Here is a 14,983-nt window from a genome sequence, read left to right on the forward strand (position 1 = left end):
CTGGGCGGCCGCCTGCGCGAGCTGCGTGATCCGAACGCGGCCGCTGATGAGGAGGAGTAAGGCCGATGGGTGAGCCGCGCGAGGGCCTGGGCACGATGGCCGATCCGGCGGAGCTGGCCGCGGCCCTGGTGGCCATCGGCTTGCTGAAACGCACCTTCACCGCCGCCGAGATGGAGGCCGAGGCCAAGCGGGCAGGTGGGCGGGAGATGCACCGGCTGGAGCTGGCCCACGCCCTGGCGGGCGGGGCCGGCAAGCAGACCCCCCTTGCGGGGGGGGGGGGGGGGGCGGGCGGCGGCCCGCCCGCCGCGCTGGAGGGCCTGCTGCAGGCGGCGCAGGCCGAGGGGGCGGCGGAGCGATCGGAGCGGTTTCGCCAGGTCGCCGAGTCCTTGCGCGGCGGCGTGGAGCTCGCCGAGGAGCTGGCGGACAAGGCCGCGGCGTACGCGGCCATGGCCGAGGGCTCATAGGCGGCAACCCCGCACGATCGCGAGCCCGCGATCATATTTTCTGGACGGATGTTTCTGGACGGCATCATCGCAGGTCGCTAAGGTGTCCAGAAACCTGTACTTTTCTGGACGGTGATCTCCCGTGACGTTCATCTACGACGGCCAGCGACCAACGATTCTGCGGACGCAGGTCGACGGCAAGGACGGGTATGCCCTGCTGCCCGATCAGGACGACCCCGAAGGCGTGATCTACTTCTCCTCCTGGCAGGGCGGGCTGACCCGGTGGGTGTCGGAGCTGTCCCTCATCGTCGGGCAGACCCCGCCGGCCGACCTGCCGACCCTGGAGGAATACCTCGACGACGACCAGGAGGACGACCAGGAGAAGGTGCCGCCGCTGCGGATCTGCGGCCGGCCCCACCCCACGATCTCCAGCGGGCGATGCACCCTGCCACCTGGCCATGAGCACCACGTACACCAGGCAGCGACCGGCGTTCAGTGGCTCGTCGAGAAGCACGCCGGCGACCAGGTGACCCGAACCGGCGTTGTGCCGTGGGACACCGTCACCAACGACAAGGGGCAGCGGGCCTGGACCGCCGGACAGCTGCGCGCGGCGCTGGCCGACGTGGACGACGACGCGCCGGTCATCGTCCACGTGGCCACCGACGAAGCGGACACGGCCGACGATCAGATCATCACCGGCGCCGGGCACGGCAAGATCGGCTGGAGCGACGGGCACGGCATGGAGCCGGACCCCATCTTCGCCTTGGAGTGCCACTGGCACACCGCGGCCAACCTGCACCTGCGTCCGAACCGGCCCCGGCGCACGGCACCGTGACCGGCACCGTGGCCGGCCGCGTCATCGCCTACGCGCGGGTCTCCACCCGCGACCAAAACCCCCAGCTCCAGCTCGACGCCCTGGCCGCCGACGGCTACGACGTCCTGTTTCAGGAGAAGATCTCCAGCCGCCTGCGCGGCAACCGTCCCGAATTCGCCGCCGCCCTGGCCGAGCTGCGCCCCGGCGACACGCTGAAGTTCTGGAAGTCCGACCGGTGGGGCCGCTCAGCCGCCCACGTGCTGACCGTCGTCACCGACCTGCGCGAACGCGGGATCAAGGTCGTGTCCCTCACCGAGAACTTCGACCTGGACACCAAGGAGGGCCGGTTCATGTTCGCGGTCCTGGCCGCGGCCGCCGAGTACGAACTGGAACTGCGCGCCGAACGGCAGGCCGAGGGCATCGCCGCCGCGCAGCGCCGCGAGGCCGAGGGGCGGATGCTGCCGGGCAAGAATCGCATCGGCCGGCCCCGCGCGATCGGCCCCGCCGAACTGGCGACGCTGCGCCGCCTGGTGAACGACGGAGTCAGCGTCACCGAGGCCGCCCGCACCTTGAAGATCGGCCGCTCCACCGCCTACCAGGCCCTCGCCAACGCGGGGGGTTGATCACTTCCGCGCCGGACGACCCGGCCGGGAAGGGACACGCTGCCCGCGCATGAGCGCCGACCCGCCAACGCTCGATCCGCTGTTCTGAACCGGCCCCCCGAGGATCATGGACAACGACGAACATCAGGCCGCCCCGCCATCTGTGCCGCCCGGCACGGCGAGCACGCCCGGCTACACCGTGCCCCACCGTCCGGACGGCTGGCCCAACTGGCTCGGCCGCCGCCCGATGAACAACGCCGACCGGGCCAAGATCCGCGAAGCACTCGCTGCCGGGCTCCCCGACGGGCCGCTCACCGCCCCCGGCCCGTTCCTGTGCTACCTCACCATCGACGGCCTGGACCGCACCACCGACCCGCGCAAGCGCATCCGGCTACGCGGCCGCATCCACGCCGCCGCGCGCGTGGCCGCCGAAGGCCGGCACACGACCTACCACGCCACCGACTGCGCCGTCACCATCGGCATCCAAGGCCCCGATGCCCAGGAACGCATCAACCAGCTCCGTGCCGCGCTGTCGGCGCTCATCGCCAAGCACGGCTGGACCACCCGGGACGAGCCCCGCTGACCAGCGCCTCACCGCCTCGCTGCTGCCGCCCTGGTCAGGGCCCCATGGAGGTGAGCAGGGCGAGCAGCTGGAGCAGCCCGTAGGCGGCCGTCATGTTCTCGGCGGTGAACCTCACGGCGCGGCCGGTCCGGGCGATGCCGGGGATGAGGGCGGCCAGGTCGGCCGTGCGCGGCTGATACAGGTCGACCTCGACCTCGAGCGGGCCCGAGGCGGCCACGGGCCGATGCTCGTCATGTCGCCGGATCGCCTGGCCGGCGGCCTGCCGCAGCCGGTCGCAGGCCTCCCTCGGGTGCAGGGTGTCGGCCGCGTGCTGGCCGAGCCCGCGTTTGACCGGCACCGTGAGACCGCCCGGCACCAGGGCGGTGAACTCCGCGCACGCCGCCTCGTCGCCGCTGGCCAGCACGACGGGCGCCCCGTAGGAGCCCGCCAGCAGGGTGTTGATCCCGATCTCACCGTGCGAGCGGCCGTTGATGCGCACGTCCAGGATGGCGTCGGCCATGGTGTGAGCGAGCACCGCCCCGGCGGCGCCCGCGCGGGCGTGGTAGCCCACGAACATCACGACCTGGGCGCCGGCCTGCAAACCGGCGAGCATGCCCAGCTCGCGGGGCTTGCCGCGAATCAGCCGGGCTCGCCGGTCGAGGTCCTCGGGCAGGAGGTTGCGGTAGGGGCCGTGGGAGTCGGCCACCAGCACCTCGGCCGCCGACTCGGCCTCCAGCACGCCCGCCACCACGGCGTTGGCCGCCTCGGTCATCAGAGCCCGGCCGCGTGCGTAGTCGCCGCCCGCGGGGGTGGTCTCGGCCGGATGCACGATGCTGGCGATGCCCTCCATATCGACGGAGACCAGCACCTTGAGGGCGGCCACGGTCACCGGCCCTGGCGCAGCCGCAGGGCGATACCGCGGCCGCCGAAGAACGACTCGAAGGTGTCCAGGGGCAGGCTGGCCCGGCGGGCCTCAGGGGTGTGGCCGGACGGGTTGTGCAGGTGGATCACGCCGTGTTCGTGCCCGGTGAGCAGGACGAGGTGCCCGCCCCGGCCGGGCGCGGGCAGCTCGGGGCGGCGGATCTCCCGATGGACCGAGGCCATGACCAGGTGCCCGTCAGCGAGCAGGCCGGGCAGGTCGCCGGCGGCCAGATGCGGGTGCACGTCGGCGCGCAGGCCGTGCTCGGCGCGTACGTAGTCGGCGAACGGCGCGTAATACAAGCCCTTGATCTTGCTGTCGCCGCCTTCGATGTAGCCGCCGTAGGCGCGGCAGCCGCGCAGCAGTTCCAGCAGCGGCGGGGCGTGCCCGTCGCGGTGATCGAGGACCATCTGCAGGCAGGCCATGCCGCAGGCGTGCCGGCACCAGCGGCCGTACTCGGCGCGGGTGCGCGCCCCCGAGGCGCGCCATCGCGGGTCATCGGCGGGATCGGCGCCGTCGTAGACGATGGCGCCGATCCGCTCATGGCTCATGTACTGGGTGAACAGGGCGATGCCGTCATGGACGGCCTGCTGGCTGCTGCCCGACCCGGGCGTGCAGGCCAGGCACCCCACCATCTCCCCCAGCAGCTGCTGCGCGGTCGATCAGCGACCGGAACGTGGTCCAGGCGATGTTTCCCCCGGACAGGACCACGCCCATTGTGCCGGATGTGATCTCGATTCGCCCGCATATCGCCGCGGCGAGTGCGCACGCGCCGCTGGGTTCGACGACGGCCTTCAGATGGGTGAAGGCTGCCGCCATGGCCTCGACGATCTCGGTGTCGCTGACGGTGACCACCTGGTCCAGCAGCGCCTGGTTGATCGCGAACGGGATCGGGGCCGGGCTGGAGTGGGTGAGCCCGTCGGCGATCGTGACCGGCGTCGGGATGCTCACCCGGCGGCCCTCGCGCAGCGACAGCGCGGTGTCGGCTCCGTGCTCCGGCTCCACGCCGACCACCCGCAGGTTCGGGGCCAGGGCCTTGGCCGCCACCGCGCAGCCGGCCGCCAGCCCGCCCCCGCCGACCGGCACCACCAGCGTGCTCACCTCATCAGAGCGGGCCAGGATCTCGGCGGCGACGGTGCCGCCGCCCGCGATCACCCGCTCGGAGTTCGCCGACGGCACGATCGCCAGCCCGCGCTGGCGGGCGAGCTCGGCCACGATGGTGTCGCGGTCCTCGCCGCCGCGGGCGTAGTGGTACACCTCGGCCCCCAGCTCCCGGGCCGCCTGCACCTTGACGTGCGGGGCGTCGGCGGGAACCACCACGACCGCGTACGTGCTGGCCAGCCGGGCGGCCCAGGCGATCGCCTGGGCGTGGTTGCCGGAGGAGGCGGCGATGATCCCTCCGGCGCGTTCGGCCCGGGTGAGGCTGAGCACGTGGTTGAGCGCGCCGCGCACCTTGAACGAGCCGGTCCGCTGCAGGTTCTCGGCCTTGCACAGCACCGGGGCACCGCACAGCGCGTCCAGCGCGGGCGAGGCCAGCAGCGGCGTGTCGGTGACGTACCCGTACAGGCGGGTGGCGGCCGTGCGCACGTCGTCGATCCCGATCACGACGTTGTTCCGCTGCGGGCTCACGGCCGGTAACCGTGCGCCGTGAGCGCGGTGGACAGGATGAACGTGATCAGCGCGTCGTAGCCGATGCCGTCGGCGGCCGCCATGGTGGCCAGGTTCCCGGTGGCCGACAGGCCCGGCAGGGTGTTGGTCTCCAGCCACCACACCTGCGGGCCATCGCCCGCGCCATCGTGGGGGCCATCGCCGCCCAGGCCGGCGTCGACGACGAAGTCGCTGCGCGAGTAGCCCGAGCAGCCCAGCGCGCGGTGCGCGGCCTGGGCGTGCTCGCGCACCAGCGCCTCGGTGGCCGGGGGCAGGACGGTGGGGCAGTGGTTGGTGAAGGCGGCCGGGTCGTTCTTGGTGGCGTAGTCGTAGAAGCCGCCGCCCTTCGGGCGGGTCTCCAGCGGCGGCAGCACCCGCAACTCGACGCCGTCGTCGAGCACCGCCGCGGTGACCGAGTGGCCGGGCCAGAACCGCTCGGCGAACAGCGCCTGCCCGCCCTGGCGCAGCTCGTCCACCGCGGCGGCCAGGTCGTCTTCGCTGCGCGACAGGCGCATGTCGATGGAGCCGCCTTCGGAGATCGGCTTGATGATGACCGGCAGCTCGATGCGGACGCCGTGTGCGGCGACCATGGTCTTGGCCGCGGTCTTGTGCATCGCCAGCGCGCTGGCCAGCACCCCGGAGCCGGTGTAGGGGATGCCGAGATGCTCCAGCAGGCCTTGGAGCTTGCCGTCCTCGGCGTACTGGCCGGCGATCGCCAGGAAGGCGACGTCGATCTCGCCAAGCCGGTCCAGCAGATCGGGCTCGCTGGTGTCGATCAGGACGGCGGACAGGCCCAGGCGCTGCAGCGCGGCCACCGCGGTGTTACCGGACAGCAGCGAGCGGGCCCGTTCCCGGGAGCGGCCGCCGGTCAGCACGCCGATGCGGCCCTGGCCGGGAAGGGACAGCTGGTGGGCGTCGATGAGCAGGGGGTTGATGATCAGGGACACGGGGAGTCTCCGATGATCGGTGGACTGGTCGCCTGCCAGCAGACCTCGCCCCGTACGGGTGAGGTCACCGTGAGTGCGGCTCACGCACGGTTCACTCACGCATTCACGCCGTCCTGGGGAAAGATGAGAGCGTGGAAACCCCCCGCAACGAGCCACCCGACGAGCAGCACGACGGCCAGCACGACGAGCTGGGTGCCTTCGGCGAGGTTCTGGCGCACTGGCGCAAACGGCGCGGGATGTCCAAGAAGGCTCTGGCCGAGGCGATGGACTACGACCCGTCCTACATCAGCCACATCGAGGCCGGCCGGTACCCGGCCGGCGAGGACTTCGCCCGCCGCGCCGAGGCCAAGCTGTCAGCCGGCGGCCAGGTGTGGCAGTCCTGGCAAGAGACCGCGACAACCGCCCCGTCAGCCGCCTCAGCAGCCGCGGCGCCCTCGAACGCTCCCGGCGGGCTGGTGGTGGAGGATGACCACGCCGAGCTGCGCTACGCCGGCGGCATCTACACCGCGACCATGCGGCGGCGTCTGCGCAACGCCGGCCCGGACCCGGTGACCCGCTACCTGGCTCGCATCAGCGTCGACCGCTATCCCGGCGAGCCCGCCCGCTCCAACGCCCACTACCGCGCCCATCCGCTCACCTGGGACGAGCTCGGCCTGGTCGCCGACTGCGACGGCGAGCCGATGGACGTCGACCCCAAGCACGATCGCGACTCCTTCAAGGAGGTCTGGTTGTGCTTCGCCAACGAGCGGGGCAAGTTCCCGCTGTATCCGGGCGAGCGCGCCACGATCACCTACGCCTACACCGTCCCCGACACCAAATGGGGCCCCTGGTTCCAGCGCGCCATCCGGCTGCCCACCCGCCACCTCGGCGTGACCTTGACCTTCCCCGCCGACCTGGAGCCGAAGGTGTGGGGCACCGAGACCTCCACCACCGCCGAGGCCGTCCCGCTCCACAACCCCATCACCCGCACCCAGCGCGGCGAGGAGACGCTGTTCGCCTGGGGCACCGCCGATCCGCCGATGGGCGCCCGCTACCGGCTGGAATGGCGCTTCCGCGCCCGGCCCGGCGAACCTACCGGAGACGCATCGCCGAGCCTGCGCACCAGCAGCGACCGGATGAAGGCCGCCGGCATCGTCCAGGCCGGAGATGCCATCCTGGCCGCCGTCGCCGAGCCCTTCGACCTGCCCGAGCAGGCCGAGGCGGCCGGTGAGGTGATCGACGCGCTGTTCGCCGCGCTGCAGCGGGTGCGCGAACAGCACGTCTTCGGCAAGGGCATGGGCCTGGCCGCCCCGCAGATCGGCATCGGCCGGGCCGCCGCCATCGTCATCCCGCCCGACCCCGACGCCGACCCGGTCGTGCTGCTCAACCCCCGCATCACCGACGCCTCCACCGAGACCGACGAGCAGTATGAGGGCTGCCTATCCTTCTTCGACGTACGCGGCATGGTGCCCCGGCCGCTCACCCTCGAAGTCGAGCACACCAGCCTGGACGGGCAAACGAAAATCACCACGTTCCCGTACGGCGTGGCCCGCCTGGTCGCCCACGAGGTCGACCACCTCGCCGGTCGGCTATACACCAGCCGCATGCGCGAGGGCGTCACGCCCATCCCGGTGGAGGAGTATCGCGGCATCGGCCAACCCTGGAAACGTTCCTGACGACGAAGGCTCACCGGTCTCGGGGGCAAGAAAGAGCGAGCTCAGCTTGCCGCCGACCAGCCGAACCGGGCGACCGCCGCGGCTATTGGCATCGAGCACTCAAAAGTGCGGGCAGGGGTGCTGCTGGGCGGTCCACGGACTGTCGCTGCTGTGCCGGTAGCGGTCATAAAAGCCCCGGGCATGCGCGTACTGCCCGGTGGTGTACCAGGTCAGGGCCGGATGGCGGATCTCCAGCTCGCGCAGGGCCAGCGTGCCGAACCCGCAGCAGTGCCACTCAGACGAGAAACTGATCTTCTTCAACAGACCGACCCCGCAGGGCTCGCAGATCGCGTACTGAACGCGTCCGAGCGAACCGTCTCCGTCGGCGGCGATCGAGAACTCATACGACGGGGTCGGCCCGTCGTCGGCACCTCGACGGCGGCTGGGCGTCGCGGCGGCCAGCGCGATCGTCTCCGCTCGGGCACGGCTGGCCGCGGCGTACAGGCTCCACCCCAGTTCAGTGTCCAGCTCGGCGATGATGATCTCGCCCCAGCCTGTCACCTCGACGGTCTCCCGCGCCAGGAGGGCAGCCAGCCGGGCCCTCCACGCCTCAGCGAACGCGGCCGGCTCGCGGGGCTCGCTGTCCTGCTCGGCCACCGTCTGCTGGAAGGCCTCACGAACGATCGCCTGCATCGCCCCCCGCCGCACCCGCCGCTCGACGTCGTCGTGCTGCGGCACGCCCTCGGCCAGCTCCCGCACCCAGGCGACCAGGCCGCGCAGCCCCGCCGGTCGCGGAGACGCCGATTCCGGCCACGACTCGGGCAAAGGCTTCCACAGCAACCGCACCAGCATGCAAGCACCGTAACGCGCGTCGGATTTCCTGCCGTGAGATCTGCCGGGTTGGTCTGAAGGAGGGCGGGACACCCTCACTGACCAGGCCCTCGTGGCTTAGCGGGAATTTCCGGCCGGATATGGCCACGACCCCATCTCAGCGCTCCCAGCACCTCATCGGTAGGCAGGAGGATGACCTGCCCGGCACGTCGCCACTGCTGAGCGCCACGCGTTAAACGGCTCCCGCACGCCACGGCCAATTTCTCCGCGATCAACACCGCCGGGATCGCCAGCGCTCCGGCCCGGCACCGAAACTGTCGGTGACTCACAGTAACGTCGCAGCCACATGCCGTCTCCGAAAGTATGGGGGTGCGAGATCGATGAGCGTGACCGTGCGTGGAACGCCAGGTTGGAGCCTGATCGACTCAGGTGCCGCAAAGTACGGCACGGATGCACGACGCGGAGCCTTCCACGAGCAGCAAGTGGCCAAGGCACTCGAGCAGTGGCTGGAGACCCGCCCCGACCACTTCCACCTCTTTCACGACCTCGAGGGGTTTCATCAGATACGCGGAGGCGGCCTGGACCCGCTCAGCCTGGGCACCTCCAACATCGACCACCTGGTGCTGACCGGCGACACCTGGCTCATCATCGACGCGAAGGGATGCGGCGCGGGAACGCTGGGGCTCGACCCCAAGGGCAAGGGCGTCCTTGTCAAGGCAGACGGCACCGTGGTGCCACAGAGGTGGCTCGATGACGGGCGCGCCTACTCCCGTGGCGGCGTTATCTATCGCCTCACCGATGCCATGCGGGGCCGCACAGCGTGGATCGTGCCCGACAGCACCCTGCTCCATCCCACCGTGGAGAACGCCGCCTGCAGCAAAAGGGGCGGCGTCGTACTGCCCATGCGGGCGATCGTCGACGGCTACTTCGACCGATATTTTTCGCCGTCACAGTCTCCCGCCGGTGCAAGCCACATCGCCAAGCTGTCAGCCCACCTGAGCACGCGACATCAGCGAGCCTGATGCGCGCCCGCTGACACGAACTTCGCGTACGGCACTGTCAATATTTCCGCGCCCTACATCGAGCCGAACGACTTCGAGATGCCCGCGGGGTTGTCGCCGGCGATGTAGATGGCGCCGGCACCGCTCACCACCACGGTGCTGGTGGTGATGTCGCCCTTGCCCAGGTGCACGGGCCCGGGCTGCAGCCTGGGCCCTTGATCGTGCTCGTACAGGACTACGCGCGCCGGGACCGGTCAGGTGGTGGGCAGGGTGAGCGGGGCGGGATGGACCTCCAGCCAGTCACGCGGGTTGAACGGGGCCACCTCGCCCTCGTAGCCGGGGCCGGTCCGGCGCAGCCGCAGCGGTACTTCGGCTTCGCCGAGGTGGGCGGCGGCGTTCCTCCGACTTGACTCTGACATGGATGTCAGAGCTTAGCCTTGCCGCGATGAAACGGACGGTTCTCGCTCTGGGCCTGGCTGTGCCCCAGCGTTTTCGTCGTCGGCACCGCCGAGTTCCTGGTCACGGGCCTCCGTCCCGGTGGCCGGACAAGCGGTAGCCGGCCTACGCACTCGGCGCGGTCGCCGCTCCTGTCGTCGCCTTGGCGACCGTGCGCCTGCCCCGCATACCGGCTCAGCCCGCCGGGTCCTCCGCCGAGTGCAGACCACCAGCAGGTGACTCCCGCCCAGGCCGCGTCGAACCTGGCCCGGCGCCGCCTCGACGCCGCCCCCGCCCTGTGACCCGGAAAGGAATGACTGCCATGCCTCTGGCCACCAAGCTCGTCCTCGTGGTCCGCGACGACCTCGAACCCGCGCCGGCGGTGAACGCGGCCGCGGTGGCCGGGCTCAGCCTGGGCGCACGCCTGGGGCGCCCGCTGGGCGGTGATGGCGTGGACGCCTCCGGCGGATGGCACGCGGGCCTGAACCCGCACCCGGTTCCCGTCCTCACCGCCTCCGCTGAAGAGCTGCGCGACCTGCACCACCGCGCCCTGTCCCGGGAGGACCTGATCACCGTGGGCTTCAACGAGGTGGCCCGCCGCGCCCGCGACTACGACGACTACCTCGCTACGTTGAAGGCCACACCGTCGGAGGACATCGACTTCGTGGCCGTCGCCGTGTTCGGGCCGCGTAACCGCGTGACCGCCCTGACAAAACGCCTTCCCCTGCTCGCCTGACCCAGAAAGGGCCCATGAACGTCGACAACACCACCCGCCGCAGAAGAAGCGACATCTTCGGCGGCGAGGAAGACATCCGATTCACCTTCCCCGCCGTCGGAGACGAGCGGACGCTGCTCACCAATGTCCTCGCCGCTCAGCGGGCGACCCTGGAACTGAAGTGCACGGGCCTGACCGCCGAACTGGCCCGGCGAACGGTGGAGCCCTCCACACTGTCCCTGCTAGGCCTGGTCCGGCACGTCGCCGACGTCGAGCGCCGCTGGTTCAGGACGGTCCTGGCCGGTCAAGAGGTGCCGGCCCGCTTCTCCACCGACGAGGACCCCGACGGCGACTTCGACGGCGCCGTGCCGGACCCCGAGGTCATCGCCGACGCCTGGCACGCTTGGCGGGAGGAGGTGGCTTTCGCCGACGCCTACGTCGCCGAAGCACCCCACCTCGACGTCGAGGGTCACGACGCCTGGCGCGGGCGGGTCTCGCTGCGCTGGGTGCTCCTCCACATGATCGAGGAGTACGCCCGCCACAACGGTCATGCCGACCTGCTCCGCGAACGCATCGACGGGGCGAGGGGCGTATGAACGAGGCCCGCCGGTAAGAGTCGCGCCACACGGCCCAAACGAACGGCATCGCTGCAGGTGATGGTGTGCGGGCGTGCTATTTGCCGGGGACCGATTTGGGTCCGGACGTTCGGGGATGAGTCAGACGCGCAGCCGCTCGACAATCTGGATCGGGCGTTTCTGCAGGTCGCGTTGCTCGCTGAGTGCCTTTATGTCAAGCCGCCTGGGGGCTCCCGGTTACACATCGTCGCTTTGGGCCGTGTGACTCGAGGCCGACGCGACGCTGAGCCCTGGCAGCCTGCCTAGCCGGCGCGCCGACCTCCACGCAGCCCGCCTGCAGCTCCGCACGCTGCGAGCGGTCACCCTGGAGCGCGCTCGCCTTCTCGGCGACCGGGCCCCGCTGGCGGCCGTGGAGATTCATAGCTTCCACCCCCGCAGGCCCGCCGGTGAGGCCCGAACCGACCTTGCGCGACACGCGCTGATCAACTGGCGAGAGCACCAGGACGACCGGGACGCCGTAGTGCGCGAGGCCCTGGCCGCCGGGCTGTCGAAGTCGGACGTACACCGGTGGAGCGGGATCGCCCGCACGAGCAAGCCCCTTCGCGCCGGCTGACCACGCCGAGCGGGCCGGGGTTCCGGTCTGCCAGAGACGCTGGTTGAACGGGGGCCTACCGCGCGGGACGGGGCAAGCACCCGAAAGCGGTCACGCCCATGCGCGTTTCCTGCATTGTCATGGCAGCTCACCCGCACGCGGGAGACCATCGGGGGACCCACCCCGCACCCCTGCCTTCGGTGAAGGAGATCTCCGCATGGTCGAAGTGGCCGATTGGATCGCCGACCGCTACCAAGAGCTGCAGACGTGGGCACACGATCGGTTCGGCGATGATTCACGCGAGGCCGAGGTCGCCAAGTACGCCGTCCTGGCCGTCTGTGCCGCGGCCGTGGCGCTCGTCGTGCTCGTGCTGCTGTGGCTGGCCACCACGGTGCTCATCGCCCTCATCCAGGGCGTGGCCAACGGCCTGATCGCCGGCGGGACCTGGACGCTGGAACGGGTGGCCGACTGGCACCTGACCGAGGTCGTCACCACCCCGGTCCACGCCTACATCACCGCCCACGCCGCCGGCCTGCCCACCGGGGCGCAGGCGATCTGGTCGGCCTGGGCGGTGACCGGCCCGATCCTGTGGCTGCTGTGCTGGCTGACCGGCTCGTCCTGGAGCGCCCGCCTGGCCTGGGTCCTGTACGGCGCCGGCACCGCCGGAATGGTCTACAGCGCCAGCCCCGCCGGCGGGCGCATGCTCGCCACCGGCATCGCCGTCCTGTACTGGGGCGTGCTGTCGGTGTTCGCCCTGCGAGGCATCCACCGCCGGCCCACGACGCACATCCACCCGACCCCGCCCCCCACGACCGCGCTGGAACAGCTGCGGGTACGCCTGGACGAACAGTTCGGCGACGTCCAAGCCCGTTTGACCAGCATGGAGGCAGCGGTCAACGACCAGCTCGCCGCCCGCAGAGCAGACCAGCAACGACCGTGAAACCGGCCGCAGCGCCGCCCTGTCCATAACGCAGCCGCGCTCCACGACGGCCAGGCCGTTTCGCTGACCTGCGGCGAAGCCGTGCACCGCGGCGGCCGCGGCGGCCTCGCCGGCGCCGAGCTCGGCGCCGATGCCATCCCGTTGAGCTGCGGTATCGCTTATTGACACGGCACCGGCTCCTCAGCAGCCGAAGCCCTTCGAGCGGGGCGGCAGGGGCGTCGTGCGCGCACGCGTGGGCCTGTCGGAGAAGTCGGAGAAACCCCGCTTGATCGCACTTACAGCTCGCGCGGTGCCCGGCGGCGCCGCGGCCGCCGCGGTTCGGCATGGACGAAGGCCGTCATGCACACCCCGCACAGCACCGGGCCACACAGACGATCCGTCAGGCGGGGTCGCTGCGCCGGCGCAGCAGGGTGAGCAGCTCGGTGGCCCGCATCTCAGCGGCTTCGGCCTGCTGCTGGGCGGTGCGCGCCGCCGCTTGGGCGGCCGTGAGGTCCCCGCGCGCCTCGCCGAGTTGCTCACGCGCGGCGGCCAGGACCTCGCGCAACCGGCCGGCCTCGCCAGCGTGCTGCCGGCGCGCCTGGGCCAGCTCGGCGCGTACGGCGGCCAGGTCCTCGCGCATCCGGTCAGCCTCGGCGCGGACCTGGGCGGCGGCGGCTTCGGCGGTGGTCTTGGCCCGTTCGGCAGCTTCGGCCTGGGCGCGGGCGACGGCCAGGTCCTTGGTCAGGGCGCGGTTGGTCTTGTCCAGCTCGCGGTTGGTCTTCAGCAGCGTGGGTGGCGGCAGCGGCCTTCTCCGCGGCCTTGGTCTCGGCGGCCGCCCGCGCCGCCTCGTACCCGATGGCCTTGCTCCAGGCCGCGTTCACCTGCCGCTGGCGACGGATGGTCAGCTGTACCGGTATCGGCCGAACGCCGCGGTTTCTCGTGGCGGGACGGGAAGCAGGTGGCGGAGTCGGCTCCCAGCGTTGTCGCCGAGCTGGTCCGCCGGATCGGCCTGATGACGGTCACCGTCGAAGGGCGCCAGGTGCCGGTCGTCTCTGCGATGGAACACCTCACTGCTGAGGCTGGCCGGGCCGTCATCGCGGAGAACTACTACGCGGCCTACGTCGCCGAGTACGGCGAGCCACCGAGCCGGGCGACGAGCAGCCGTCGCCGGTGCCCGCCACGGGCATCGTCAACCGATACGTCTGGAGCGCTGACAACGGGCTGCACGTCGAGCAGCAGGGCTTCGCCAGCATCTGCGGCCGGACCTACACCGGCTGGCGGAACATCGGCGGCGGCGCCGGCGTCAAGGCCGCCGGCGACTTCTCCTTCACCGTCGCCTTCTCCTACTCGCTCGAACTCACGTCGACCCGCATGGTCGACGTGCACGTCGGCCTCAAGCAGGACAACCAGCGGAGCGTGACCTTGGACGTGGCACTGAACGTGGAGGGCTACCTGCCGGCCTGGGATCCGAACGCCCCGGCGGTCTACGGCACCGGCACCGGCGCCTTCCAGCCCGGCCTGTGCCCCGGCAAGGTGCGCCAGTACCGGTTCATGACCTTCCTGACACCGCCGAGCAGGGAGAACGCGCAGAAGTTCGTCGACATCGTCGACCCCGTCTGGCGGCAACTGTCGAACGACCCGACAGCCCGCGCGATCCGCGAACTGGACGTCACCAACCCGGTGTGGCGCGTACTGCACCGCGTCACCTATGTCGAGCGCATCCCACCGGCGCTGGCCTCGCGCCCGATCTACAGCCAGGACGGTGCGACCGCCGAGCCGGTGAACCTCGCCGGCAACGCGGAACTCCTGCGCCTGGTCAAGGGGTAGATCACGGCCTCGCGGCCGACGCCGGCAATGGTCGGGGCGGCCGTAGCCGCGGTGCTCAACCCGGCGCCCACCTCGCCGGGAACCTATCCTCCGTGGTGAGATCCCGAACCCGGCCGCCGCCGAACTGCTCGCCACGCTGGTCCGCCGCGTGACCGACTACACGCTCGCCGGCTACCGGACGGGCGTCATCGCCTGAGACTCAGGAGAGCAGCCGCTCGATCCGTGAGCGCGCCTCGGGGCAGACTGGCAGAGACCGTTGATCGAGTGATCTGTATTCACCTGTGCGGGAAGATCGGTGGTCACTTTGAGTGGTCACCGGCGGCGTAGCGGCTCCAAGGGCTTCCGACTGCCGCAGCCTGGCGTGTCGTGGCTTGAGGGGTGTAGCCGAGCATCTCGGCAACGACCGGGGCTGGAGCTTGCAGTACGAGCTGGCGCAGCGCGGCTTCCCTGGCGGCACCGCTGGGGAAGCCGAGCAGCCGGAGTTCCTCTCGAATGGTGGCTGCGTTGAGGGGTTCTCGGG

At 71.2% G+C, this 14,983-nt stretch carries 18 protein-coding genes; 10 read left to right on the top strand and 8 right to left on the bottom strand.

Features of this window, described 5'->3' with window-relative positions:
* Positions 1-65 precede the first annotated feature (65 nt).
* From IO39_RS55555 to IO39_RS42755, 4 genes are all read left to right on the top strand, one after another.
* Complete coding sequence (locus IO39_RS55555; RefSeq protein ID WP_043637213.1) at positions 66-464, top strand: hypothetical protein; 399 nt, start codon at positions 66-68, stop codon at positions 462-464.
* Between the two features lie 121 nt (positions 465-585).
* Positions 586-1,278: a DUF6225 family protein gene (locus tag IO39_RS56385; RefSeq protein WP_043637216.1), complete on the top strand. Its 693-nt coding sequence runs from the start codon at positions 586-588 to the stop codon at positions 1,276-1,278.
* On the top strand, positions 1,275-1,880 hold the full coding sequence (locus tag IO39_RS56390) for a recombinase family protein (RefSeq protein WP_052424129.1): 606 nt from the start codon (positions 1,275-1,277) through the stop codon (positions 1,878-1,880). Before IO39_RS56385 ends, IO39_RS56390 begins: the two co-directional genes overlap by 4 nt.
* A gap of 106 nt (positions 1,881-1,986) precedes the next feature.
* Complete coding sequence (locus IO39_RS42755) at positions 1,987-2,442, top strand: hypothetical protein (RefSeq protein ID WP_043637219.1); 456 nt, start codon at positions 1,987-1,989, stop codon at positions 2,440-2,442.
* A gap of 34 nt (positions 2,443-2,476) precedes the next feature.
* Here IO39_RS42755 and IO39_RS42760 read toward each other — a convergent pair whose 3' ends face one another.
* From IO39_RS42760 to IO39_RS42775, 4 genes are read right to left on the bottom strand one after another with little or no spacing between them, the layout of a single operon-like run.
* Positions 2,477-3,310: a M55 family metallopeptidase gene (locus tag IO39_RS42760; protein ID WP_043637223.1), complete on the bottom strand. Its 834-nt coding sequence runs from the start codon at positions 3,308-3,310 to the stop codon at positions 2,477-2,479.
* Positions 3,307-3,975: a cysteine peptidase family C39 domain-containing protein gene (locus IO39_RS42765; protein WP_043637225.1), complete on the bottom strand. Its 669-nt coding sequence runs from the start codon at positions 3,973-3,975 to the stop codon at positions 3,307-3,309. The genes IO39_RS42760 and IO39_RS42765 overlap by 4 nt, the downstream gene beginning before the upstream one ends.
* A complete protein-coding gene (locus tag IO39_RS42770; RefSeq protein WP_211267381.1) occupies positions 3,917-4,969 on the bottom strand; it encodes a threonine ammonia-lyase in 1,053 nt (350 codons plus the stop codon). Before IO39_RS42770 ends, IO39_RS42765 begins: the two co-directional genes overlap by 59 nt.
* Complete coding sequence (locus tag IO39_RS42775) at positions 4,966-5,934, bottom strand: D-alanine--D-alanine ligase family protein (RefSeq protein WP_052424130.1); 969 nt, start codon at positions 5,932-5,934, stop codon at positions 4,966-4,968. Before IO39_RS42775 ends, IO39_RS42770 begins: the two co-directional genes overlap by 4 nt.
* Before the next feature lie 131 nt (positions 5,935-6,065).
* On the opposite strand from IO39_RS42775, the gene IO39_RS42780 reads away from it, so the two are divergent.
* The gene (locus IO39_RS42780) at positions 6,066-7,589 is read left to right on the top strand and encodes a peptide deformylase (protein WP_245642592.1); all 1,524 of its coding nucleotides are present in this window, start codon (positions 6,066-6,068) and stop codon (positions 7,587-7,589) included.
* 99 nt (positions 7,590-7,688) lie between these two features.
* On the opposite strand, the gene IO39_RS42785 is transcribed toward IO39_RS42780, so the two are convergent.
* Positions 7,689-8,420, bottom strand: coding sequence for a hypothetical protein (locus tag IO39_RS42785; protein ID WP_043637228.1), 732 nt, complete (start codon positions 8,418-8,420; stop codon positions 7,689-7,691).
* A gap of 359 nt (positions 8,421-8,779) precedes the next feature.
* Here IO39_RS42785 and IO39_RS42790 point away from each other — a divergent pair, with 359 nt between their 5' ends.
* On the top strand, positions 8,780-9,421 hold the full coding sequence (locus IO39_RS42790; protein ID WP_084774522.1) for a nuclease-related domain-containing protein: 642 nt from the start codon (positions 8,780-8,782) through the stop codon (positions 9,419-9,421).
* A gap of 233 nt (positions 9,422-9,654) precedes the next feature.
* On the opposite strand, the gene IO39_RS55560 is transcribed toward IO39_RS42790, so the two are convergent.
* The gene (locus IO39_RS55560; protein ID WP_157549784.1) at positions 9,655-9,819 is read right to left on the bottom strand and encodes a hypothetical protein; all 165 of its coding nucleotides are present in this window, start codon (positions 9,817-9,819) and stop codon (positions 9,655-9,657) included.
* A 338-nt stretch (positions 9,820-10,157) separates the two neighbouring features.
* On the opposite strand from IO39_RS55560, the gene IO39_RS42795 reads away from it, so the two are divergent.
* The 3 genes from IO39_RS42795 to IO39_RS51580 all read left to right on the top strand — a co-directional run bounded on the left by IO39_RS42795 (position 10,158) and on the right by IO39_RS51580 (position 12,657).
* A complete protein-coding gene (locus IO39_RS42795; protein ID WP_043637231.1) occupies positions 10,158-10,571 on the top strand; it encodes a DUF2000 domain-containing protein in 414 nt (137 codons plus the stop codon).
* 14 nt (positions 10,572-10,585) lie between these two features.
* The gene (locus tag IO39_RS42800) at positions 10,586-11,146 is read left to right on the top strand and encodes a DinB family protein (protein WP_157549786.1); all 561 of its coding nucleotides are present in this window, start codon (positions 10,586-10,588) and stop codon (positions 11,144-11,146) included.
* Between the two features lie 788 nt (positions 11,147-11,934).
* Positions 11,935-12,657: a hypothetical protein gene (locus tag IO39_RS51580; protein ID WP_052424131.1), complete on the top strand. Its 723-nt coding sequence runs from the start codon at positions 11,935-11,937 to the stop codon at positions 12,655-12,657.
* 379 nt (positions 12,658-13,036) lie between these two features.
* Here the strand turns inward: IO39_RS51580 and IO39_RS42815 are convergent, their stop codons facing one another.
* A complete protein-coding gene (locus tag IO39_RS42815; RefSeq protein ID WP_043637236.1) occupies positions 13,037-13,276 on the bottom strand; it encodes a hypothetical protein in 240 nt (79 codons plus the stop codon).
* A gap of 530 nt (positions 13,277-13,806) precedes the next feature.
* Between IO39_RS42815 and IO39_RS42820 the strand changes: the two genes are divergently transcribed.
* The gene (locus IO39_RS42820; protein WP_043637239.1) at positions 13,807-14,463 is read left to right on the top strand and encodes a hypothetical protein; all 657 of its coding nucleotides are present in this window, start codon (positions 13,807-13,809) and stop codon (positions 14,461-14,463) included.
* 299 nt (positions 14,464-14,762) lie between these two features.
* Here IO39_RS42820 and IO39_RS57170 read toward each other — a convergent pair.
* A partial coding sequence (locus IO39_RS57170) for a hypothetical protein (protein ID WP_211267382.1) occupies positions 14,763-14,983 on the bottom strand: 221 nt, incomplete at its 5' end.

Source organism: Nonomuraea candida, assembly GCF_000725485.1.
In the GTDB taxonomy this organism is placed as follows: Bacteria; Actinomycetota; Actinomycetes; order Streptosporangiales; family Streptosporangiaceae; genus Nonomuraea; species Nonomuraea candida.

What these genes read in the sequence shown, in the direction of transcription:
- IO39_RS42795 (WP_043637231.1), top strand. Translation starts at nt 10,158, where the DNA reads ATGCCTCTGGCCACCAAGCTCGTCCTCGTGGTCCGCGACGACCTCGAA.
- IO39_RS42755 (WP_043637219.1), top strand. Translation starts at nt 1,987, where the DNA reads ATGGACAACGACGAACATCAGGCCGCCCCGCCATCTGTGCCGCCCGGC.
- IO39_RS42800 (WP_157549786.1), top strand. Translation starts at nt 10,586, where the DNA reads ATGAACGTCGACAACACCACCCGCCGCAGAAGAAGCGACATCTTCGGC.
- IO39_RS42815 (WP_043637236.1), bottom strand. Translation starts at nt 13,276, where the DNA reads ATGCGCGAGGACCTGGCCGCCGTACGCGCCGAGCTGGCCCAGGCGCGC.
- IO39_RS55560 (WP_157549784.1), bottom strand. Translation starts at nt 9,819, where the DNA reads ATGTCAGAGTCAAGTCGGAGGAACGCCGCCGCCCACCTCGGCGAAGCC.
- IO39_RS42785 (WP_043637228.1), bottom strand. Translation starts at nt 8,420, where the DNA reads ATGCTGGTGCGGTTGCTGTGGAAGCCTTTGCCCGAGTCGTGGCCGGAA.
- IO39_RS42765 (WP_043637225.1), bottom strand. Translation starts at nt 3,975, where the DNA reads ATGGTGGGGTGCCTGGCCTGCACGCCCGGGTCGGGCAGCAGCCAGCAG.
- IO39_RS42790 (WP_084774522.1), top strand. Translation starts at nt 8,780, where the DNA reads ATGAGCGTGACCGTGCGTGGAACGCCAGGTTGGAGCCTGATCGACTCA.
- IO39_RS51580 (WP_052424131.1), top strand. Translation starts at nt 11,935, where the DNA reads ATGGTCGAAGTGGCCGATTGGATCGCCGACCGCTACCAAGAGCTGCAG.
- IO39_RS55555 (WP_043637213.1), top strand. Translation starts at nt 66, where the DNA reads ATGGGTGAGCCGCGCGAGGGCCTGGGCACGATGGCCGATCCGGCGGAG.